Raw genomic sequence first — 21208 nt, 5'->3', positions numbered from 1 at the left:
CGCTCACGAGCGTGCCTCCTTTCCGAACCGTGCGGTCACCGAGCCGATCCCGGCGAACGTTGCGGTGAGGGTCTCACCGGCGGCGACCGGAACGGCCGCGGTAATGGAGCCGGGCAGCACGACGTGCCCCGCCTCCAGCGTCACTCCGCGCTCCCCGAGGACGTTCGCCAGCCAGACCAGCGCGTTGATCGGCGAGCCCAGCACCGCCCCGCCCGCGCCGGTGTCGATCAGGTCGCCGTCGCGGTGGAGCAGGCAGCCCATCAGCGACAGGTCCAGGCCGTCCAGCCGGACCGGCCGGGTGCCGAGCACGACGCCGCCGCTGGAGGCGTTGTCGGCGATCGTGTCCGGCAGGGTGATCTTCCAGTCCGCGATCCGGGAGTCGATCACCTCCAGCGCCGGGAGCACGTACTCGACGGCCGCGACCGCGTCGGCGGCGGTCGCGCCGGGACCGGCCAGCGGGCGGCCCAGCACGAACGCGATCTCCGGCTCGATCCGGGGCTGCAGGAACCGGCCGGTGTCGACGGGGGCGCTGTCCTGGAAGAACATCGAGTCCAGCAGGACGCCGAAGTCCGGCTGGTCCACGCCCATCTGCCGCTGCATCGCCGCCGAGGTCAGCCCGACCTTGTGGCCCTTGATCCGCGCGCCCGCGCCCGTCCACGCCGTCACCTGCGCGAGCTGGACCGCGTAGGCGTCGGCCACCGTCATGTCCGGATGGTCCGCCGTCAGCGGCGGGACCGGGGTGCCGGTCGCGTACGCGTCGAGCAGCGCGGCGGCGGCCTTCTCCACCGAACCGGGGTCCATGGGATGTCCTCTCTCGTCTGCGCATGTCGTCCGCGCGGTCCGAGCCTGCCCCGCCCGGGACACCGCGGGCAATGCGGCCGTCCCGCGTGGTGGGACACAGGTCCTACATTGGGGCTCCTACATTGGGGGCATGGCGTCCGACGACACGTTCCTGCGCCGCGCCGTCGCGGTGCTGACCGCGTTCCGCGCGGACGACGACGCCCTCGGCGCCGCCGAACTCGCCCGGCGCAGCGGCCTGCCGAGGTCGACGGCGCACCGGATCGCGCTCGACCTCGTGGAGGCCGGGCTGCTCGAACGGCAGGGCACGCGCGTCCGGCTCGGCCTGAAGCTGTTCGAGATCGGGCAGCGGGTGCCGCGCCAGCGGGTGCTGCGGGACGCGGCCGTCCCGTACATGTCGGACCTGCGGGAGGCGACGCGGCAGACCGTGCACCTCGCCGTGCTGGAGGGCACCGAGGTCGTCTACGTGGAGATCCTCGGCTCGCCCGGCGGGCCGAAGCTGCCCTCGAAGGTCGGCGGGCGGCTGCCCGCCCACGTCACCGGCGTCGGCAAGGCGATCCTGGCGTTCTCCCCGCCGGACGCGGTGCAGGCCGTCCTGGACGCCGGGCTCGTCAAGGCGAGCGAGCGCAGCGTCACCGCGCCGGGCCTCCTCGCGCGGGAGCTGGCGACGATCGGCCGCGAGGGCGTCGCCTACGACCGCGAGGAGTCCGGCCGCGGCATCGTCTGCGCCGCCAGCCCCGTCCTCGGCCCGGACGGGCTGGCCGTCGGCGCCCTGTCGGTGTCGGGGTGGTCGAACCGGCTGCGGCTGGCCGCCGTCGCCCCCGCGGTCCACACCGCGGCGCTCACCCTGTCGCGCACCCTCGGGCAGCGGCAGGGGGCCGGCGCGCCGTGACCCGGGATCAGGTCAGCGGGGGCCGGCGTCCGGCAGGTGCCGCGCGAGGAGCTGCGCGAGGTGCTCGCCGTCGCGGTCCGCGAGCTCGCGGAGCTGGGTGCGGCAGCTGAACCCGTCGGCCAGGACGACCTCGCCGTCCCCGGTCCTCCGGACCGCCGGGAGCAGCCGGTGCTCGGCGACGGCGACCGACACGTCGTGGTGCCCCTTCTCCACGCCGAAGTTGCCCGCGAGGCCGCAGCAGCCCCCGAGCCCGCCGACCTCGGCACCCGCGTCGCGCAGCAGTGCCGCGTCCTTCGTCCAGCCCATGACCGCGTGGTGGTGGCAGTGCGGCTGCGCGATCCCGGTGACCCCGGAGAGGTCGGGCGGTGTCCAGCCGGGGGTCTCGGCGAGCAGCTCCGCGAGGGTGCGGGTCGCGGCGGCGACCTCGCGCGCGGCGGCGGCGTCCGCCCCGCTCAGCAGCTCCTCCGCGTCGGACCGCAGCACGCCCGTGCAGGACGGCTCCAGCCCGACGACCTTCGCGCCGCGCCGGACGTGCGGCAGCAGCGCGCGGACGGTGCGCCGCGCCTGCGCGCGGGCCCCGGCCAGCTGCCCGGTGGAGATCCACGTGATCCCGCAGCACACGGGGCGTTCGGTGACGCCGACCCGGTACCCGGCGTGCTCCAGTACCCGCACGGCCGCCTTGCCGACGTCGGGGGAGAAGGCGTCTGTGAAGGTGTCCACGAACAGGACGACCTCGCCGTTGCGCCCCTCGCCGCCGCCCTCACCCCGGCGGGACGCGAACCAGCGCCGGAACGTCACCGGGGCGAAGGCGGGCAGCGTGCGCCGCCGGTCGATCCCCGCGCTCCAGGCGACGGCGGGCCGCAGCGGCGCCGCGCGCATCCCGGCGTTCGCGAGCCTGATCAGCGCGGGCACGCGGGCGAGCAGCCGCGTCCAGCGGGGGAGCCACCCCAGCGCGTAGTGGGCGCGCGGCCTGATCCTGCGCCGGTACCGCCGGTGCAGCGCCTCCGCCTTGTAGGACGCCATGTCGATGCCGGTCGGGCAGTCCGACGCGCAGCCCTTGCACGACAGGCACAGGTCGAGCACGTCGTGCAGCGCGGCGGACTTCCAGCCGTCCGGGCCGAGCTTCCCGCTGACGACCTCCTGCAGCACCCGGGCCCGTCCGCGCGTGGAGTCCTTCTCCTCCCGCGTCGCCAGATAGGACGGGCACATGACGCCGCCCGCCGCGGTGTTGTCGGCGCGGCACTTGCCGACCCCCGTGCAGCGGTGCACGGCCCGCGACAGGTCCCCGCGGTCGTCGCGGTAGGCGAGGGCCAGGCCGCGTTTGAGCGGGACGGCCTGCTCCGCGCGCAGCCCGCCGTCCACGGGCGCCGGGCGGACGATGATCCCCGGGTTGAGCACGTCGCCGGGGTCGAAGACGTCCTTGACCTCCGCGCACAGCGCCAGCGCCTCGGCCGAGTACATGTGCGGCAGCAGTTCGCTGCGCGCCCTGCCGTCCCCGTGCTCGCCGGACATGGTGCCGCCGTGCCGGGCGGCCAGCGCGGCCGCCTCGCCCAGGAAGTCGCGGAACACGCGGCGGCCGCCCTCCCGCCCGAGCGGGAAGTCGATGCGGACGTGGATGCAGCCGTCCCCGAAGTGCCCGTACGGGACGCCGAACAGCCGGTACTCCGCCAGCAGCGCCTCGAACTCCCGCAGGTACACGCCGAGGCGCTCGGGCGGCACCGCTGCGTCCTCCCAGCCCGCGTGGGCCTGCTCTCCCTCGGGGGTGCGCGCGACCAGCCCCGACCCGTCCTCCCTGATCCGCCACAGGGCGTCGGCTAGCGTCACGTCCTCGACGAGCATCGAGTCGGTGCAGCCGGAGTCGGCGGCGACCTTGCGGGCGGCGTCGCGCAGCGGCCCGGCCTCGGGACCGGCGAGCTCCACGAGCAGCCATCCCGACCCGCGCGGCAGCGGCGGCACCGCGTCGGCGCCCCGCCGCTCCCGCACGACGCCGGTGATGCGCGAGTCGAGCCCCTCGCAGGCCACCGGCCCGTGCGGCAGGATCGCGGGGACGGCGTCGGCCGCCTCCGCCATCGACCCGAACCCGAGGACGGCCAGCAGCCGGCGGCCCGGCTCCCGGACCATCCGCAGCCGCGCCGCCAGGGTCAGCGCGAGCGTCCCCTCGCTGCCCACCAGCGCCCGCGCGACGTCGAAGCCCTTCTCCGGAAGCAGGTGCTCCAGCGAGTAGCCGGAGACCTGCCGCCCGAACCGCCCGAACTCGGTCCGGATCAGGGCGAGGTTCGCGTCCACCAGCCCCCGCAGGCGCTCCAGGACCGCGGACTCCGGGCCGCCGCCCCCGGGGACGTCGCCGAGCCCCAGCCGCTCCCCGGATCCGGTGACGACGTCCAGCCCGAGCACGTTGTCGCTCGTCCGCCCGTACCCGAGCGCCCGCGACCCGCACGCGTTGTTGCCGATCATCCCGCCGAGCGTCGCCCGCGTCCGGGTGGACGGATCGGGCCCGAACCGCAGCCCGTGCGCCGCCGCCGCCTCGTGCAGTCGCGCCTGCACGATCCCCGGCTCGACCAGCGCCGTCCCCGCCTCGGGGTCGATCTCCAGCACCCGGTTCAGGTGCCGGCTGACGTCCACGACGACACCGGGCCCGACCGCGTTGCCCGCGATGGACGTGCCGCCGCCCCGCATCGTCAGCGGGACCCCGGCCTCGCGGCACACCCCGAGCACCGCCGGCAGCTCGCCCGCCTCCCTGGGCGTCACCACGACCCGGGGCGGCACCCGGTACAGCGAGGCGTCCGACGAGTACATCGCCCGCGCCAGCGCGGAGTCGTCGACCCCGCTCGCCCCGGCCCGCCGCAGGGCCTCCACGAGCTCGCGGTGATCGGTCACTGAGCCGCCTCGACCCGGCGGTGAACTGCCTGCATACCGACAACGTTAGGTCATCCCGCCCACCCGCCGGCGCGTGTCCGGGCACGGAGCGCGGGGCCGGTTTCCACGCCGGGGACCAAGGTCCCTTCACGGGGGCCGGGGCGGTCGGAGAGGGTGAGACCACGGAAGCCGATCATGGTTACCCGGTTTGGGGCCGGGAAGGTCCACCGGCGATCGAATCGCGATGGCGGAAGTGGTGCGGACGTGGCGGAGACACGACGGGACACCGGTGCCGGATCGCCGCCACCGGGGCGCGCGGAGGGCGCGGGACGGCCGATCGTCATGCTGGCGATGGCCACCCTCGGGTTCGCGCTGAACTTCTGGGCCTGGGCCCTGCTCAGCCCCCTCGCCCCCCGGTTCCAGGAGTCCCTGGGGCTGACGTCCTTCGAGCAGTCGCTGCTGGTCGCGGTGCCGGTGATCGTCGGGTCGGTGGGGCGGATCCCGGTTGGCGCGCTGACCGACAGGTTCGGCGGGCGGGTGATGTTCCCGGCGCTGTCGGTCATCACGATCGCGCCCGTGCTCTACCTCGGGCTCTGGGGGAACTCGTCGCTGGCGTCGCTGCTGGCCGGCGGTTTCTTCCTCGGTGTCGGCGGCACCGTCTTCGCGGTGGGCGTGCCGTTCGTGAACGCGTGGTTCCCGCCGGAGCGGCGGGGGCTGGCGATCGGGATCTTCGGCGCGGGGATGGGCGGCACGGCGATCACCGCGCTGACGACGGTCCCGCTGGTCGACCGGCACGGGATGGAGTTCCCGTTCCAGTTGATGGCCGTGGTCCTCGCCGCCTACGCGGTCGCCGCGTGGCTCATCGTGCGGGACGCCCCCGGGCGCACGATGCCCGACGCGTCGCTCGCCAAGCGGCTGGCGGCGACGGCGAGGCTGCCGGTGACCTGGCAGATGTCGGCGCTGTACGCGGTCGCCTTCGGCGGCTACGTCGCGTTCTCGGTGTACCTCCCGACCTACCTGAAGGAGGAGTACCACCTGACGCAGGCGGACGCGTCGAACCGGATGGCCGGCTTCGTCCTGCTGGCGGTCCTGATGCGGCCCGTCGGCGGGTGGCTGTCCGACCGGATCGGCGCGGTCCGGGTCATGGTCGCCGCGCTGCTGGTAACGACGGCGGGCGCGGCGGTGCAGGCGTTCTCGCCGCCGCTGATGCCGCTCGGGACGATCGCGTTCCTGGCGATGGCGGCGGCGCTCGGCGCCGGCAGCGGCGCGACGTTCGCGCTGGTGGCGAGGCTCGCCCCGGCGAACAAGGTCGGCGCGGTCACCGGCGTGGTCGGCGCGGCCGGTGGCCTGGGCGGGTTCGTCCCGCCCCTGATTATGGGCTCCATTTATGGCAGTTTCGGGTCGTATGCAGTGGGGCTCCTGCTCCTCGCCCTCGTGGCGGCGGCGGCCGCGGTGTTCACCGCGACCGTCGTCCGGGGGCCGTGGTGAGCGGGCGGAGCGGCTGATGGGCTCGGATACGGCGATGCGGGAAGAGGCGATTCGAGGGTGAGTTCGACCAAGGGCCGGCCGGGCATGGACGGGCCGCTGGAAGACGCGCTGGTGGGGACCCGCAGGTTCTTCACCCGCGCCCGGGTGTCGCCGGACCTCCGGACGATGACGAAGGCGGGCGGCCGCGAGGCCGACGCGTTCTACCGGGACCGCTGGTCGCACGACAAGGTGGTGCGCTCCACCCACGGGGTGAACTGCACCGGCTCGTGCTCGTGGAAGGTGTACGTCAAGGACGGCATCATCACCTGGGAGGCGCAGCAGACCGACTACCCCTCGGTCGGCCCCGACCGGCCGGAGTACGAGCCGCGCGGCTGCCCCCGCGGCGCGTCGTTCTCCTGGTACACCTACTCGCCCACGCGGGTGCGGTACCCCTACGTGCGCGGCGTCCTGCTGGAGATGTACCGGGAGGCCAGGGCCCGGACGGGCGACCCCGTGGAGGCGTGGCGGGAGATCGTCTCCGACCCGGACAAGGCCCGCGCGTACAAGGCGGCGCGCGGCCGCGGCGGCCTGGTGCGGGCCACGTGGGACGAGGCGACCGAGCTGATCGCCGCCGCGCACGTGCACACGATCGCCGAGTACGGGCCCGACCGCGTCGCGGGCTTCTCCCCGATCCCGGCGATGTCGATGGTGTCGCACGCGTCGGGCTCGCGGTTCATCTCGCTGATCGGCGGGACGATGCTGTCGTTCTACGACTGGTACGCCGACCTCCCCGTCGCGTCCCCGCAGGTGTTCGGCGACCAGACCGACGTCCCCGAGTCGGGCGACTGGTGGGACGCCGGGTACCTCATCATGTGGGGCTCCAACGTGCCGGTGACGCGGACGCCCGACGCGCACTGGATGACCGAGGCCCGCTACCGGGGCCAGAAGGTCGTGGCGGTGTCGCCCGACTACGCCGACAACGTCAAGTTCGCCGACGACTGGCTCGCCGCCCAGCCCGGTACGGACGGCGCCCTGGCCATGGCCATGGGGCACGTCGTCCTCAAGGAGTTCTTCGTCGACCGGCAGGTCCCGTACTTCACCGACTACGTCAAGCGCTACAGCGACCTGCCGTTCCTGGTGCGGGTGGACAAGCGCGGCGACGCCTACGTCCCGGGCAAGTTCCTCACCGCGGCCGATCTGCCCGGTGCCGAGGCCGGCTCGGAGAACGCCGCGTTCAAGACGGTGGTCCTGGACGCGAACACCGGGCACCCCCTCGTCCCGAACGGCTCGCTGGGCTTCCGGTACGGCGAGTCGGGCGAGGGCCGGTGGAACCTCGACCTCGGCGACGCCGACCCGCTGCTGTCGGTCGAGGGCGGCCCCGGCGGCGACGCCGTGGAGGTCGAGCTGGCCCGCTTCGACGGCCCCGGCGGCTCGCCGGGGACGATCCGGCGGGGCGTGCCCGTCCGGACCGTGGCCGGCCACCTGGTCACGACCGTCTACGACCTGCTGCTCGCCCAGTACGGGGTGGGCCGGGACGGACTGCCCGGCTCCTGGCCGTCCGGGTACGACGACGCGTCGCAGCCGTGCACCCCGGCGTGGCAGGAGGCCATCACCGGCGTCCCCGCGCAGGCCGCGGAGCGCGTCGGGCGGGAGTTCGCCGCGAACGCCGAGGAGTCCCGCGGCCGCTCGATGATCATCATGGGCGCCGGCGCCAACCACTGGTTCCACTCCGACACGATCTACCGGGCGTTCCTGGCGCTGACGACGCTGACCGGCTGCCAGGGCGTCAACGGCGGCGGCTGGGCGCACTACGTCGGCCAGGAGAAGTGCCGCCCGGTGACGGGGTGGGCGCAGCTCGCGGGCGCGCTGGACTGGTCCCGGCCGCCCCGCCAGATGATCAGCACGGCGTTCTGGTACCTGCACACCGACCAGTTCCGCTACGACCACTTCGGCGCCGACACCCTCTCGGCGGCCCGGCCGCCGGGCGGCGCCGCGGGGCAGCTCACGGGCCGGTCCACCGCGGACGCCATCGCGCAGGCCGCCCGGCTCGGCTGGATGCCGTCCTACCCGACGTTCGACCGCAACCCCCTGGACCTGGCCGACGAGGCGGAGGCCGCGGGTAAGCAGCCCGCCGAGCACGTCGTGGACGAGCTGAAGGCGGGACGGCTCAGGTTCGCCTGCCAGGACCCCGACTCCCCGGAGAACTTCCCCCGCGTCCTCAGCGTGTGGCGGGCCAACCTCCTCGGCTCGTCCGCCAAGGGCAACGAGTACTTCCTCAAGCACCTCCTCGGCACCGACAACGCCGTGCGCGCGAGCGAGACCGGACCGGCGGACCGCCCGAAGGAGGTGGTCTGGCACGAGGACGCCCCGGCCGGCAAGCTCGACCTGCTGCTGTCGCTCGACTTCCGGATGACCAGCACCACGATCTACTCCGACGTGGTCCTGCCGGCGGCGACCTGGTACGAGAAGCACGACCTCAACACCACCGACATGCACCCGTTCGTGCACTCGTTCAACCCGGCGATCTCGCCGCCGTGGCAGACCCGCAGCGACTGGCGGGCCTTCCAGGACATCGCGGTCGCGTTCAGCAGGCTCGCGGAGCGGCACCTCGGCGTCCGCAAGGACCTCGTCGCGGTGCCGCTGCTGCACGACACCCCCGACGAGATGGCCACGCCGCACGGCCGCGTCGCCGACTGGGCGAAGGGGGAGTGCGAGCCCGTGCCCGGCGTGACGCTGCCGAAGCTCGTCACGGTGGAGCGCGACTACCCCGCGGTCGCCGCGAAGATGACGGCGCTCGGCCCGCTCGCCGAGCGGCTCGGCGCGACCACCAAGGGCGTCACGTTCGACCTGGAGCGCGAGGTCGAGTACCTCAGGCACAAGAACGGCGTCGTCCGGGGCGGCCCGGCCGACGGGCGGCCGTCGCTGAAGCGCGACGTCCACGCCTGCGAGATGATCCTCGCCCTGTCCGGGACGACCAACGGGCACCTCGCCACCCAGGGGTTCCGGGCCGTGGAGCGGCGCACCGGCTCCCGGCTCGCCGACCTCGCCGCCGAGCACGAGGGCAAGCAGATCACCTTCGCCGACACCCAGGCCCGGCCCGTCCCGGTCATCACGTCGCCGGAGTGGTCGGGGTCGGAGAGCGGCGGGCGGCGCTACTCGCCGTTCACCATCAACGTCGAGCGCCTCAAGCCCTGGCACACCCTCACCGGGCGGCAGCACTTCTACCTCGACCACGACTGGATGGAGGAGCTCGGCGAGCAGCTCCCGACGTTCCGGCCGCCGCTGAACATGACCGCGCTGTTCGGCGAGCCCGAGGTGGGGGAGACCGGTGAGCTGGGGCTGACCGTCCGGTACCTCACCCCGCACAACAAGTGGTCGATCCACTCCGAGTACCAGGACAACCTGTTCATGCTGTCGCTGTCGCGCGGCGGCCCGTCGATCTGGATGAGCGGCGCGGACGCGGCGAAGATCGGCGTCCGCGACAACGACTGGATCGAGGCCGTCAACCGCAACGGCGTCGTCGTCGCCCGCGCGATCGTCTCCCACCGGATGCCCGAGGGGACGGTGTACATGTACCACGCGCAGGACCGGCTGATCGACGTCCCGCGCTCGGAGACCTCCGGCCGCCGCGGCGGCATCCACAACTCCCTCACCCGCCTGCTGATCAAGCCGAGCCACCTCATCGGCGGGTACGCGCAGCTGTCGTTCGCGTTCAACTACCTCGGCCCGACCGGCAACCAGCGCGACGAGGTCACCGTGATCCGCCGCCGCTCCCAGGAGGTGACCTACTAGTGCGCGTCATGGCGCAGATGTCCATGGTGATGAACCTGGACAAGTGCATCGGGTGCCACACCTGTTCCGTCACGTGCAAGCAGGCGTGGACGAACCGCAGCGGCGTCGAGTACGTGTGGTTCAACAACGTCGAGACCCGTCCCGGGCAGGGCTACCCGCGGCAGTACGAGGACCAGGAGCGCTGGCGCGGCGGCTGGACGCTGAACAAGCGCGGGCGGCTCGCGCTCAAGGGCGGCGGCCGGATCCGCAAGCTGCTGACGATCTTCGCGAACCCGAAGCTGCCCGACATCCGCGACTACTACGAGCCCTGGACCTACGACTACGAGAACCTCACCAGCGCGCCGCTGCAGGAGCACACCCCCGTCGCGCGGCCCAAGTCCCTGCTGTCGGGCGACGACATGCAGATCACCTGGTCGGCGAACTGGGACGACGACCTCGGCGGGTCGATCGAGCACGGGGACAAGGACGTCCTGCTCAAGGAGATCTCCGACAAGGTGAAGATGGAGTTCGACAAGACCTTCATGTTCTACCTGCCGCGGATCTGCGAGCACTGCCTCAACCCGAGCTGCGCGGCGTCCTGCCCGTCCGGCGCGATCTACAAGCGGACCGAGGACGGCATCGTCCTCGTCGACCAGGACCGGTGCCGCGGCTGGCGGATGTGCGTCTCCGGCTGCCCGTACAAGAAGATGTACTTCAACCACCGGACCGGCAAGGCCGAGAAGTGCACGTTCTGCTTCCCGCGCATCGAGGTCGGCATCCCCACGGTCTGCTCGGAGACGTGCGTGGGCCGGCTCCGCTACATCGGCCTGATCCTCTACGACGCCGACAAGGTGCTGGAGGCCGCGTCCGCGCCCGAGGACACCGACCTCTACGAAGCGCAGCGCGGCGTGTTCCTCGACCCGAACGACCCGCGGGTCGTGGCGGCGGCTGAGCGGGACGGCATCCCCGCCGACTGGATCGAGGCCGCGCAGCGGTCCCCGATCTACTCGCTGATCAACACCTACAAGGTGGCGCTGCCGCTGCACCCGGAGTACCGGACGATGCCGATGGTCTGGTACATCCCGCCGCTGTCGCCGGTCGTGGACGTCGTCCGCGACACCGGCCACGACGCCGAGGACCGCGGGAACCTGTTCGCGGCGATCGACGCGCTGCGCATCCCCGTCGAGTACCTGGCGGAGCTGTTCACCGCCGGGGACACCGCGCCGGTGGACGGCGTCCTGCGCCGGCTGGCGGCGATGCGCGCCTACATGCGCGACATCAACCTCGGCCGCGAGCCCGACGAGTCGATCCCGGCGGGCGTCGGGATGTCGGGCGAGGCGATGTACGACATGTACCGGCTGCTGGCCCTCGCCAAGTACGACGAGCGGTACGTGATCCCGACGGCGCACGCGGAGCAGGCGCACGGCCTGGAGGAGCTGGCCACGGAGTGCTCGCTGAACTACGAGGGCGGGCCCGGCATGGGCGGGAGCGGCCTGGGCGGCGGATCCGGCCCGTTCGGTGAGGGGTCGGGAGGCCCGAACCCGGTCGCGGTGGAGAACTTCCACATGCTCCAGCAGCGCCAGACGGCCGACAACCCCGTCGACCCGGAGAACAAGGCCCAGCGCGTCAACCTGCTCAACTGGGACGGCAAGGGCGCCCCGGCCGGGCTCTTCCCGAAGCGCGAGGACGGCGGGGACGGCGTGGGGCCGGACGGCGCGAACCCGCCCGCCGATTCCGGCGACGCCGAAACGGAGCCCAAGCCATGAGGAACCGGGGCCTGAAGAAGAAGGGGTTCGCCGAGGCGGAGCTGGCCACGGCCTGGCAGGTCGCGTCGCTGCTGCTCGGCTACCCCGACGAGGAGCTCCTGGCGCGGCGCCCGCTGCTCCGCCGGGCCGTGGCGGGGCTGCCCGCGTCCGCCGGGACGCCCCTGGGCGGCTTCCTGGACCACCTGGACGCGACGCCCCTGCGGGACCTGGAGTCCGACTACGTCGAGACGTTCGACCACCGCAAACGGTGCTGCCTCTACCTGACCTACTACGCCTACGGGGACACCCGCAAGCGGGGGATGGCCCTGCTGCGGTTCAAGCAGGCGTACGAGGCGGCGGGGCTCGTCCTGGACGACGGGGAGCTGCCCGACCACCTGGCCGTGGTGCTGGAGTTCGCCGCGACCGGGGACCTCGCGGCGGGGCGGCGGCTGCTGGTGGAGCACCGCGCCGGCCTGGAGCTGCTGCGCCTCGCGCTCGCCGAGTCCCGGTCGCCGTGGGGCGCGGTGCTGGAGGCGGTCTCGGCGACGCTGCCGCCGCTGAGCGGCCGCAACGAGGAGGCCGTCGCCCGCCTCATCGTCGAGGGCCCGCCCGAGGAGGAGGTCGGCCTCGCCCCGTACGGGAGCGGCGCCGGGACCTCGGGCCCCGTCTTCCTGCCCGATCCGGTCCTGGAGGCCCGTTCGTCATGACCAGTCAGCTGCCCGCCCTCGCCGCGCAGAACGGCGGTGAACCGGGCGTCGCCGGCATCCTGCTGTGGGTGGCCCTGCCGTACGTCACCATCGCGGTGTTCGTCTTGGGGCACATCTGGCGGTACCGCTACGACAAGTTCGGCTGGACGACCCGCTCGTCCCAGCTGTACGAGCGGCGGCTGCTGCGCATCGGCAGCCCGCTGTTCCACTTCGGCATCCTCGTCGTGCTGCTCGGCCACGTCGGCGGGCTGCTCATCCCCGACCGGTGGACGGCGGCCGTCGGCATCACCGAGCACATGTACCACGTCATCGCCGTCGTCCTCGGCACCGTCGCCGGGTTCTGCACCCTGGCGGGCCTGGCGATCCTGATCTACCGGCGCCGGACGGTCGGGCCGGTGTTCGCCGCCACGACCCGCAACGACAAGCTGATGTACGCGGTGCTCGCGGCGGTCATCCTGCTCGGGCTGGCCGCGACCGTGGCGGCCAACATCGTCGGCGGCGGCTACAACTACCGGCAGACGGTCTCCCCGTGGTTCCGGTCGGTGTTCTACCTGCGGCCGGACCCGGACCTGATGACCGGCGTACCGATCCTGTTCCAGCTGCACGCGATCAGCGCGCTGGTGCTGTTCTGCATCTGGCCGTTCACGCGGCTCGTGCACATGCTCACCGCGCCGGTCGGCTACCTGACCCGTCCCTACATCGTGTACCGCAGCCGTGACGAGCAGCTCGGCATGCACAAGCCGCGCCGCGGCTGGGAGCGGGTGCCCTGACCTGGGAAGGTCGTCCTCCCCGGTTATGGACTTTCGGCCCTGCCCCGCCCCTGGCGCGGGGCGGAGGCTGGAAGGGCAGCTTCCGGAAGGAGCCGATCATGCGGACCACGCGAACGGATACCGAGCGAGTCGCGGCCGACGCGCGGCGCGCCGTGGAGGACGCGATCTGGGCGCCCTCGGTGCACAACACCCAGCCCTGGCGGTTCGGGGTGGCCGGGACGCGGATCACGTTGCGCGCCGACCCCGACCGCAGGCTCGGCGTCGCCGACCCGCGGGGCCGGGAGATGCTGATCAGCTGCGGGGCCGCGCTCTACACGCTGCGGGTGGCGCTGCGCAGCCTGGGCTACGACCCGGTGGTCCACCTGCTGCCCGACCCCGACCGGCCGCAGCTGCTCGCAGACGTCGACCTGCGGCCCGGCGAGCCCGCCGACGACGCGGTCGAGCGCGAGCACGCGCAGATCCGGCGCCGCCGCAGCCACCGGGGCGGGTTCCTGGCCGCCCCCGAGCCCGGCGTCCTGACCGGGCTGCGGCACGCCGCGGAGCGGGAGGGGGCCCGGCTCGTCCAGGCCGTCGACGTCCACGTCAAGGGCGCGCTGGCGGCCCTGACGGACACGGCCGAGCACGTCCAGCGCCGCACCCCCGCCTACGCCACCGAGATCGCCCGCTGGGCGCCCGCGCCCGGGACGTCCCGGAAGGACGGCGTCCAGCAGGACGCCTACCCGCGCCGGACGCCGCCGACCGCCCCGCACTTTCCCGCCCGCGACTTCGCGCGCGGCCGGGGCTGGGGCGTCGAGGCCGCCGAGGACGACACGGCCCTGACCGGGCTGGTCGTGCTGCTGGTCTCCAAGGGCGACACGCCCGCCGACTGGGTGAAGAGCGGCCAGGCGCTGCAGCGCGTCCTGCTGCGGGCCGCAGCCCACGACCTCTCGGCCGCCTACCACACCCAGGCGCTGCAAGTGCCGGACCTGCGCGAGTTCATCCGCGCCCAGTTCTGCGGCGACGCCTACCCGCAGCTGCTCCTGCGGCTGGGTGCGGCGAACGGCGAGCAGCTGACCAGCGTCCGCCGTCCGGTAGAGGAAGTCCTGACGGAGGAGCCCTCCTGACCCGGTGGCCGAGGCGCCGCGAGTCAGCGGTTCGTCGAACCGGTGATCCGGCGGCCGGTGAGGAGCTCGGGCCGGATGCGGATGAAGTGCTCGCGTTCACCCGGAGCCCAGCTGCGCAGCGGCAGCGCCTCGAGCGCCGCCGCGTCGGCGCGGTCGGCGACGTGCCTGGCCCGCCCGACGGCGACCACCGACCATCCCGTCCTGGCCCCGACGTCGAACTCGTCGATCTCGAACGCGACGACCGTGTCGGCCGCGGCGGTGGCGAGCCTGGACCGCCGCGACGTCCTGATCACGATGTCGCCGCCGCTGAGCGCGAAGTTCACCGGCTGGATCGCGGGCAGCGCCTGATGGGTGAAGACGATGCGTCCGATCTCGGCGCGGGAGAGGAGGTCGCGGCACTCGTCCTCGTCGAGGATCTCGAGGCCGCTCTGGTCGAGCTTCATGAAACCCAGGGTGGGGCAGCCCAGGCCGGGGCCGTTAGGGACCAAGGTCCCCAACCGGGCAACGCGCGGGGTGCCGCGCGACCCTGCCGCGGCAGGCGGTAGCGTCCCGGTGAACCGTTACCGATCACCGCCCCGGTACGCCCAGGAGGCACCCCGTGCTCGAGGTCACCACCGCCGACCTGCGGCTCTTCCTTCACGTCCTCGCCGCGACGATCTGGGTCGGCGGGCAGATCACGCTCGGTGCGCTCGTCCCGGCGCTGCGCGGGTTCGAGGGCGTCACCAAGGTCGCCGCCCGCCGCTACAACACGGTCGCCTGGCCCGCGTTCGCCGTCCTCGTCCTCACCGGCGTCTGGAACATCACGGCCGGCGACATGGGCGACGCGGCGCAGCGCACGCTGGAGGTGAAGCTCGTCTTCGTCCTCCTGTCCGGCGTGGCCGCGTTCCTGCACACCCGCGCGACGTCCAAGGCCGGCCTCGCCGTGTGGGGAGCCCTGGGAATGCTGGGCGCCCTGGCGGCCCTGTTCTTCGGCGTGCAGCTCGGCTGACCCCGCGCCCGGAACGCCATGGAGTCTCGTGCCTCATTTGGGACTCGGGTGGCGTCCCGGCGGCGCGGCCGTGCCTAGGCTGGAGGCGTTGGGCCCCGCCCAGCGGCGAGGGATGGGCGAGACCTCATCCGGACGCCCTCGCAGCTGCCCATCGGGGGACGACATGAGGCAGACCATGATCGTGGTGGTGGCCGCGCTCGCAGCGGCGGTCCTGGCGTGCGCCGGCGCCGTCGCCTTCATCACGCTGGGACCGGACGGGGACCGCGACGCCGGGAGGGTCTCCGGCACCTCGGCGCCGCCCTCGCCGCAGCAGGACCGGAGCCAGGAGCGGGAGAGGACCTCGCCCGAACCGAGGCCGACCGTGACCGTCACCGAACCCCGGACGGCGGTCCCCGGCCAGCCCGGCGAGGCGGCCGCGGACGCGAACTTCCTGGAGCTGATCGCCGCCGACGGCATCGTCGCGCCGGACGACTGGGCCATCGAGGCCGGACGGGCGACCTGCGGCCAGGACTACGCGTCCGCACGCGACTACCTCACCGACGGCGGCCTCTACGACCACCACGTCCAGACGTTCCTGGACGATTGGACGATTACGCACGGCGGCTGCTGAGGGCCGCCCGCCCCGGCGCGGACGGCCCTCCGGCACCCCCGGCCCGCGGGTAGATCGTCTAGGTTTGCCCCATGAGCGATTCTGTGGCGGTGGGGCTGGTCGGTGCGGGGCCCTGGGCGGGGATGGTGCACGCGCCCGCGCTGGCGGCGGGACCGTCCACGCGCCTCGCGGGAGTGTGGGCCCGCCGCGCGGAGGCGTCCGCCCGGCTGGCGGCCGAGCACGGCGCCCCCTCCTTCGCGCGGATCGAGGAGCTGTTCGACGCGTGCGAGGCCGTGGCGTTCTCCGTGCCGCCCGACGTGCAGGCCGACCTCGCGGCGCGGGCGGCCCGCGCCGGCAAGGCCGTCCTGCTGGAGAAGCCCCTCGCCATGGACCTCGACGGCGCCCGCCGGCTGGCCGGCGCCATCGCCGAGGCGGGCGTCGTCTCCCAGATGGTCTTCACCCTGCGGTACTCCCGCGCCGCCCGCGAGTTCCTCCGCCTCACCCACGCGATGGAGCCGTTCGGCGGCTACGGCTCGTTCGTCTCCTCGGCGCTGAGCGGCGGGCCGTTCGCCACCCCGTGGCGGCTGGAGAAGGGCGCGCTGCTCGACCTCGGCCCGCACATCGTCGACCTGCTCGACGCGTCGCTCGGCCGCGTCGCCGGCGTCCGCGCGCACGGCGACCCGCTGGGCTGGGTGGGGCTGACCCTGGAGCACGAGGGCGGTGCGGTCAGCCAGGCGTCGGTCTCCATGGCCGGTGCCGGCGAGTTGCCCCCGGCCCACATCGAGGTCTACGGGCGCCAGGGTCACGCGCGGCTCGACTGGTCCCAGCTCGGGGACGACGCGTTCGCGACCATGGTCGCGGAGTTCGCCGCGGCGGTCCGCGGCGGACCCGCCGCCCCCTTGGACGCCGCGCACGGCCTGCGGATCCAGGAGATCCTCGCCTCCGCCGGCACCCAGCTCAGGGCGGGGTGAAGGCGACACGCCGCACGCCCCCCGCGGCACCGGCCAGGGGAAACGGCTGCAATGCTTGATGCCATGGCTCGTTCCATCGATGACCTCCTTGCCGAGGCGCGCGACCGGCTGGTCCGCGTCTCTCCCGAGCAGGCCCACGCGGAGACGCGGGACGGCGCGCTGCTCGTCGACATCCGGCCCGCGGCGCAGCGTGCGGACGAGGGCGAGGTGCCGGGCGCGCTGATCGTGGAGCGCAACGTCCTCGAATGGCGCCTCGACCCGGCCTCCGACGCCCGGCTACCCGTGGCGACCGGCCACGACGTGCGCGTCATCGTGCTCTGCTCCGAGGGGTACACCTCCAGCCTCGCCGCCGCGTCCCTGCACGACCTCGGCCTCACCCGCGCCACCGACGTCGTCGGCGGCTTCCGGGCGTGGCGCGCCGCCGGCCTGCCCGCGACGGGGGGAGCGGACGGCTAGCGGACGGCCGAGCACCCGCCTTCTCCCGCCGGGAACGCCGCCCCGGCGATAATCACCATTTCACCGGCCATTTCTCTCCGCATGCGCCCGGACGATTTCAGAGGGTGATTCCGCAGTTGGGTTAGTGATCACCAATGTGGTTTTATCGAACCCTGATAAAACGTGAGATTTCTTCTCTTCGGGTCTTTGTTTTCGAGGATCACTCGGGTACAAACAGAATGTATTTCGCGTGGTCATGACTCCCCGCTCACCGCGCGAAAGGGGGTCGCGTGCGGCTGTCGCACGCGGAAGCAGATAGCCCTCTCCGAGGAGGAGACCCCGTGAAAGCTCCCATCCGGCTCGTCACTCCGCTCGTGGCCGCTTCCGCCGCCCTGGCCATGACGGCGGGCACCGCGTCCGCCGCCACCACGACCATCCGCGAGGAGACCGCCACCGGAGCCCCCTACTCCGGGAACTGGCAGGTCACCACCGTCGGGACGCTCGACTTCGCCGTCACCTTCCTCGGCTCCCAGGTGACCGGGTCCTGCGAGGACGCGACGCTGCAGGGCACCGTGGAGTCCACCGGCGCCGGCGAACTGACCGCGGCGTCGATCGGCGCCTGCCAGACCTCGAACGGGCTCAGCTCGCCCGCGACCGACCTCGACCTGAGCGAAGTGCCCGACCGGAGCGGCAGCGTCACCTACGCCCCGGTCGCGAACGGACGCGACGGTGTCCTGTCCATCGCCGCCGGGCTGAGCTTCAAGATCGAGGGCCAGGTGCTCGGCTTCACCGTCACCTGCTTCTACGGCTTCCAGACCGGCGGCACCCCGGGCCTCGCGTTCGACGTCTACAACCGCGACAACCCGAACCGCCCGCTCCCCGGCCACGACGACGCCCAGGGCGCCGCGGGCAACATCACCCTGGTCCGGCAGGCGGGCAGCAGCGCACTGTGCCCGTCCAACGGCACCGGCAGCGGCTCCGCCATCGCCCGCGGGGAGAGCAACCCCGGCTCCGGCGTCTTCGACCGGAAGCTGTACATCACCTCGTAGGTTCCCGCCGACTCGTCCGGGCCGTACCCGTCACCCCCCGCCCACCGGGACGGCCCGGACCACCCTTGTACGGCGAAGTGAAACGGCCGGGCCCCGGGGCCGGTGCAAGGGAGTGTCATCCTCCTCGGGGCCCGGCCGCACTGCCCTCGCGGTGCTGGGTCGCCGTGTCGGAGCGACCGGGGGCGTACGGCCGGCATCCTCCTGGACGAACGCGAGGGAATCCGAGCGTAACTCCGCAGGTCAGTACGTGGTAATGACACGGTGCTTACAGTTCTTTCCCACAGGTGTCGCGACCCCGCGGTGGCAAAATCACCCGCCCCGCCGAGCACGCCGCGAACCGCGCGCGTGACAATGGAGAACGTGAGAGCGGTCGCCATTTCCGACACCCATGCGCCCCGGCGCTGGAAGTCCTGCCCGCCGCGGGTGGCCGAGCACCTGCGGGACGCCGACGTGATCCTGCACGCCGGCGACGTGTGCACCGCGTCCGTACTCGACGAACTGGCCGGGTACGCACCCGTCCACGCCGTCCTCGGCAACAACGACGGCCCCGACGTCGCCGAATGGGGCGCCCCCGAGCGCCTCGAACTCGACCTGGACGGACTCAAGGTCGCCATGGTCCACGACAGCGGACAGGCCCGCGGCCGCACCGCCCGGATGCGCCGCTGGTTCCCCGAGGCTGACCTCGTCGTCTTCGGGCATTCGCACATCCCGCTGGACGAGACCGGCGACGGCGTCCGGATCTTCAACCCCGGATCGCCCACCGACCGGCGGCGCCAGCCGCACGGGACGCTCGGCATCCTGGACATCCGCGACGGCCGGCTCACCGGGGCGGAGATCGTCCCCGTCACCTGACCGGACCTGCGCCGCAGGGCGGGACCTCCCTCGACCGGCCGCGGCGGCGCATGGAATCGTCGATCCCTGAAGTGATCGCCGACAGACGGGAAGCCCCGGCATGACCGACCGCGTGACCGTGCACGTCCATGAGGGAGTCGCCGACGTGCGGCTCAACCGGCCCGACAAGCTGAACGCCCTCGACATCGCCACCTTCGAGGCGCTCGCCGAGACCGGCGAGGCGCTCTCCGGGGACCCGTCCGTCCGCGCCGTGGTCCTGTCGGGCGAGGGCCGCTCGTTCTGCGCCGGCCTGGACTTCGCCAACTTCGCCGCCATGGCCGGCGACGCCGCGGACGCCGAGGGCGGCGCCCGGTTCCGCCGCCTGGCCCAGGACATCACCGCGCGCGAGCCCGGCCGCATCACGAACCTCGGCCAGCAGGCCGTGCACGTGTGGCGCGAGATGCCGCAGCCCGTCGTCGCCGCCGTCCACGGCCACGCCCTCGGCGGCGGCCTCCAGATCGCCCTCGGCGCCGACATCCGCATCGTGGCACCCGACGCGAAACTGTCCGTCCTGGAGATCCGCTGGGGCCTGGTGCCCGACATGACGGGCACCGCCGCGCTCATCCGCCTCACGGGGGAGGACGTCGCGAAGGAGCTCACGTTCACCGGCCGCATGATCAGCGGCGAGGAGGCCGCGCGCATCGGCCTCGCCACCCGCACCGCGGACGATCCGCGCGCCGCCGCCACCGAACTCGCCCGGGAGATCGCGGCCAACAGCCCCGCCGCGATTCGCGGCGCCAAACGCCTCCTCAACCGCGCGGCGGACCACGACCTGGCCGAACAGTTCATCGAGGAGTCCCGGACGCTCGGCGAACTGCGCGGGACCCCCAACCAGGTCGAGGCGGTCCGGGCCTATTTCGAGAAGCGTCCGCCCGTCTTCACCGACCCGTCGTGAGCCTCGGCCACCCGCCTACTCCGGATGCCGGGTCGAAGATCACGCGATGAGGGCCCGTGTGCTCGTGGGCGGGTGATGCTGAGTTGGCGTCCCCGTGCGTCAGGCGGCGAGGAAGGAACCGAACGGAAGGTTGCGCACCAGCCAGAAAAGCAGGATGACCCCGAAGAACGCCCAGATGAACGCGGGGTGGGCCACCTTCGTGCGGGTGGGGCGGTCCTTGGCTCGGGCCAGCGCCCACCGCGCCCAGAAGAAGATCAGCGCGGGGATTACGGCCACGGTGAGCACGTTCAACGCGAGGGCGTCCTGGACGTGGCCGTGCGCGAGAGCGTGAATGGTGCGCATGGAGCCGCAGCCGGGGCACTGGAACCCCGTCAGCGCGAGGAACGGGCAGGTCGGATAGTGCCCCTGCTCGTTCGGGTCGACCGCGGCGATGTAGGAGACGGCCGCGATGGTGATGATCAGTACACCACCCGGCCTGAGCAGGCGGAGCGCCACCGCGGCCGCGGAGCGGCCGCGCGGCCCGCCCCGCCGCCCGGTGAAGGGTCCGCCCGGCTGACGCAGGGCGGACCGGCGCCCGTCAGTCATCGAGATCAGGTGCTGGAGCTCGCGACCGCGACGAAGAAGTAGATGACACCGACGATGACGCCGAGGACGGCGGAGACGATGGCCCACGTCTTCGCGTTGTTGGACGCCTTCATCGCGCCGGCGTGATCACCGGCCTGCCACTTGGAGTTGACCTGTGCGGCGAAGACGATCGACACCACGCCCGCGGGCAGGCAGCAAAGGATCGTCGTCGCGATCGCCCAGGGCAGGTGGTTCGGGGGAGGGCTCCCCGCGCCGTAGGGGTTCGGCGGCGGCGGAGCTGGCGGGTAGGCCATGGTGGTACCTCTCGTGATGGGCTGGATAATCCAAGTAGATAGATGACTATCAGCCCCGGCAGGTTCCCGACCATCCCATAACTCGTCCGGCGGACGTCCCGCAGGACCCTCCGGTTTGACGAAGCCGCAGGGACCCCGTAGGTTAACCCCTCGTCCCCTGACGGATGCCGGACGCCTGCCACGGCGGCCGGTCGACCGGGGACCCACCACCGAACAGACCGACACGGCTTCGCCGTGCCCGGCGTGCTGTGGTGACGCCGAAACGGCCGATTTTGTTAATCGCGCCGGATCTGGTGAAATGGCTTCACCGCCCGGAAGGCGCCGCGCAAGCGGCACCGGAACGGCGCTGCCGAGAAAAGCCGGAAATTGACAGTCCGGCCGGATTCGGTAGAGTGAATAGCGA

19 protein-coding genes are annotated in these 21208 nt (G+C 73.0%); 14 read left to right on the top strand and 5 right to left on the bottom strand.

All coding sequences use genetic code 11. The features are described from left to right. Positions 1–3: 3 nt before the first annotated feature. On the bottom strand, positions 4–801 hold the full coding sequence (locus E1266_RS18335) for a 2-keto-4-pentenoate hydratase (RefSeq protein ID WP_132048511.1): 798 nt from the start codon (positions 799–801) through the stop codon (positions 4–6). A gap of 130 nt (positions 802–931) precedes the next feature. On the opposite strand from E1266_RS18335, the gene E1266_RS18330 reads away from it, so the two are divergent. Continuing rightward, positions 932–1690: an IclR family transcriptional regulator gene (locus E1266_RS18330; protein WP_132048509.1), complete on the top strand. Its 759-nt coding sequence runs from the start codon at positions 932–934 to the stop codon at positions 1688–1690. A 12-nt stretch (positions 1691–1702) separates the two neighbouring features. Here E1266_RS18330 and E1266_RS18325 read toward each other — a convergent pair whose 3' ends face one another. Then, positions 1703–4567 carry an FAD-binding and (Fe-S)-binding domain-containing protein gene (locus tag E1266_RS18325; protein WP_243718549.1) on the bottom strand — a complete coding sequence of 955 codons (2865 nt, stop codon included), beginning with the start codon at positions 4565–4567 and terminating at the stop codon, positions 1703–1705. Positions 4568–4810: 243 nt separating this feature from the next. On the opposite strand from E1266_RS18325, the gene E1266_RS18320 reads away from it, so the two are divergent. From E1266_RS18320 to E1266_RS18295, 6 genes are all read left to right on the top strand, one after another. Further along, on the top strand, positions 4811–6034 hold the full coding sequence (locus tag E1266_RS18320) for an MFS transporter (protein WP_243718547.1): 1224 nt from the start codon (positions 4811–4813) through the stop codon (positions 6032–6034). 84 nt (positions 6035–6118) lie between these two features. Then, the gene (locus tag E1266_RS18315; protein WP_132048527.1) at positions 6119–9805 is read left to right on the top strand and encodes a nitrate reductase subunit alpha; all 3687 of its coding nucleotides are present in this window, start codon (positions 6119–6121) and stop codon (positions 9803–9805) included. Positions 9806–9813: 8 nt separating this feature from the next. Further along, entirely contained in the window at positions 9814–11550 is a 1737-nt protein-coding gene (narH, locus tag E1266_RS18310) for a nitrate reductase subunit beta (protein WP_207945740.1), read from the top strand. Next, entirely contained in the window at positions 11547–12236 is a 690-nt protein-coding gene (gene narJ / locus E1266_RS18305; protein ID WP_132048505.1) for a nitrate reductase molybdenum cofactor assembly chaperone, read from the top strand. The genes narH and narJ overlap by 4 nt, the downstream gene beginning before the upstream one ends. Continuing rightward, positions 12233–13006, top strand: coding sequence for a respiratory nitrate reductase subunit gamma (gene narI, locus E1266_RS18300; RefSeq protein ID WP_132048503.1), 774 nt, complete (start codon positions 12233–12235; stop codon positions 13004–13006). Before narJ ends, narI begins: the two co-directional genes overlap by 4 nt. A gap of 98 nt (positions 13007–13104) precedes the next feature. Further along, a complete protein-coding gene (locus E1266_RS18295) occupies positions 13105–14109 on the top strand; it encodes a hypothetical protein (protein ID WP_165966126.1) in 1005 nt (334 codons plus the stop codon). Between the two features lie 23 nt (positions 14110–14132). Here E1266_RS18295 and E1266_RS18290 read toward each other — a convergent pair whose 3' ends face one another. Beyond that, positions 14133–14552, bottom strand: coding sequence for a pyridoxamine 5'-phosphate oxidase family protein (locus tag E1266_RS18290; protein WP_132048502.1), 420 nt, complete (start codon positions 14550–14552; stop codon positions 14133–14135). A gap of 155 nt (positions 14553–14707) precedes the next feature. Here E1266_RS18290 and E1266_RS18285 point away from each other — a divergent pair, with 155 nt between their 5' ends. The 7 genes from E1266_RS18285 (at position 14708) to E1266_RS18255 (ending at position 19927) form a co-directional block, all read left to right on the top strand. Continuing rightward, entirely contained in the window at positions 14708–15097 is a 390-nt protein-coding gene (locus E1266_RS18285) for a hypothetical protein (protein ID WP_132048500.1), read from the top strand. A gap of 163 nt (positions 15098–15260) precedes the next feature. Beyond that, positions 15261–15707 carry a hypothetical protein gene (locus E1266_RS18280; RefSeq protein ID WP_132048498.1) on the top strand — a complete coding sequence of 149 codons (447 nt, stop codon included), beginning with the start codon at positions 15261–15263 and terminating at the stop codon, positions 15705–15707. A 71-nt stretch (positions 15708–15778) separates the two neighbouring features. Next, positions 15779–16657 (top strand): Gfo/Idh/MocA family oxidoreductase, encoded by an 879-nt coding sequence (locus tag E1266_RS18275; RefSeq protein WP_132048496.1) that lies wholly within the window; start codon positions 15779–15781, stop codon positions 16655–16657. Positions 16658–16720: 63 nt separating this feature from the next. After that, positions 16721–17113, top strand: a complete 393-nt coding sequence (locus E1266_RS18270; protein WP_132048494.1) for a rhodanese-like domain-containing protein — start codon at positions 16721–16723, stop codon at positions 17111–17113. 320 nt (positions 17114–17433) lie between these two features. Continuing rightward, a complete protein-coding gene (locus E1266_RS18265; RefSeq protein WP_132048492.1) occupies positions 17434–18141 on the top strand; it encodes a hypothetical protein in 708 nt (235 codons plus the stop codon). 351 nt (positions 18142–18492) lie between these two features. Continuing rightward, a complete protein-coding gene (locus E1266_RS18260; RefSeq protein ID WP_221480698.1) occupies positions 18493–18993 on the top strand; it encodes a metallophosphoesterase family protein in 501 nt (166 codons plus the stop codon). A 100-nt stretch (positions 18994–19093) separates the two neighbouring features. Next, complete coding sequence (locus tag E1266_RS18255) at positions 19094–19927, top strand: crotonase/enoyl-CoA hydratase family protein (RefSeq protein ID WP_132048489.1); 834 nt, start codon at positions 19094–19096, stop codon at positions 19925–19927. A gap of 99 nt (positions 19928–20026) precedes the next feature. On the opposite strand, the gene E1266_RS18250 is transcribed toward E1266_RS18255, so the two are convergent. Further along, positions 20027–20512 (bottom strand): DUF2752 domain-containing protein, encoded by a 486-nt coding sequence (locus tag E1266_RS18250; protein ID WP_243718545.1) that lies wholly within the window; start codon positions 20510–20512, stop codon positions 20027–20029. A gap of 5 nt (positions 20513–20517) precedes the next feature. Further along, the gene (locus tag E1266_RS18245; RefSeq protein ID WP_132048488.1) at positions 20518–20805 is read right to left on the bottom strand and encodes a CD225/dispanin family protein; all 288 of its coding nucleotides are present in this window, start codon (positions 20803–20805) and stop codon (positions 20518–20520) included. Positions 20806–21208: the final 403 nt, after the last annotated feature.

The sequence above is a fragment of the Actinomadura sp. 7K534 genome (assembly GCF_004348575.1).
Taxonomy (GTDB): Bacteria; Actinomycetota; Actinomycetes; order Streptosporangiales; family Streptosporangiaceae; genus Spirillospora; species Spirillospora livida.
The sequence above is the reverse complement of the archived record's forward strand: the minus strand, read 5'-3'. Positions and strand labels throughout refer to the sequence as shown.

Bases quoted from the DNA above. Each gene is read 5' to 3' on its own strand.
- E1266_RS18335 (WP_132048511.1), bottom strand. From the start codon at position 801: ATGGACCCCGGTTCGGTGGAGAAGGCCGCCGCCGCGCTGCTCGACGCG.
- E1266_RS18330 (WP_132048509.1), top strand. From the start codon at position 932: ATGGCGTCCGACGACACGTTCCTGCGCCGCGCCGTCGCGGTGCTGACC.
- E1266_RS18315 (WP_132048527.1), top strand. From the start codon at position 6,119: ATGGACGGGCCGCTGGAAGACGCGCTGGTGGGGACCCGCAGGTTCTTC.
- narH (WP_207945740.1), top strand. From the start codon at position 9,814: ATGGCGCAGATGTCCATGGTGATGAACCTGGACAAGTGCATCGGGTGC.
- narJ (WP_132048505.1), top strand. From the start codon at position 11,547: ATGAGGAACCGGGGCCTGAAGAAGAAGGGGTTCGCCGAGGCGGAGCTG.
- narI (WP_132048503.1), top strand. From the start codon at position 12,233: ATGACCAGTCAGCTGCCCGCCCTCGCCGCGCAGAACGGCGGTGAACCG.
- E1266_RS18295 (WP_165966126.1), top strand. From the start codon at position 13,105: ATGCGGACCACGCGAACGGATACCGAGCGAGTCGCGGCCGACGCGCGG.
- E1266_RS18290 (WP_132048502.1), bottom strand. From the start codon at position 14,552: ATGAAGCTCGACCAGAGCGGCCTCGAGATCCTCGACGAGGACGAGTGC.
- E1266_RS18280 (WP_132048498.1), top strand. From the start codon at position 15,261: ATGAGGCAGACCATGATCGTGGTGGTGGCCGCGCTCGCAGCGGCGGTC.
- E1266_RS18275 (WP_132048496.1), top strand. From the start codon at position 15,779: ATGAGCGATTCTGTGGCGGTGGGGCTGGTCGGTGCGGGGCCCTGGGCG.
- E1266_RS18270 (WP_132048494.1), top strand. From the start codon at position 16,721: ATGGCTCGTTCCATCGATGACCTCCTTGCCGAGGCGCGCGACCGGCTG.
- E1266_RS18260 (WP_221480698.1), top strand. From the start codon at position 18,493: ATGGAGAACGTGAGAGCGGTCGCCATTTCCGACACCCATGCGCCCCGG.
- E1266_RS18255 (WP_132048489.1), top strand. From the start codon at position 19,094: ATGACCGACCGCGTGACCGTGCACGTCCATGAGGGAGTCGCCGACGTG.
- E1266_RS18250 (WP_243718545.1), bottom strand. From the start codon at position 20,512: ATGACTGACGGGCGCCGGTCCGCCCTGCGTCAGCCGGGCGGACCCTTC.
- E1266_RS18245 (WP_132048488.1), bottom strand. From the start codon at position 20,805: ATGGCCTACCCGCCAGCTCCGCCGCCGCCGAACCCCTACGGCGCGGGG.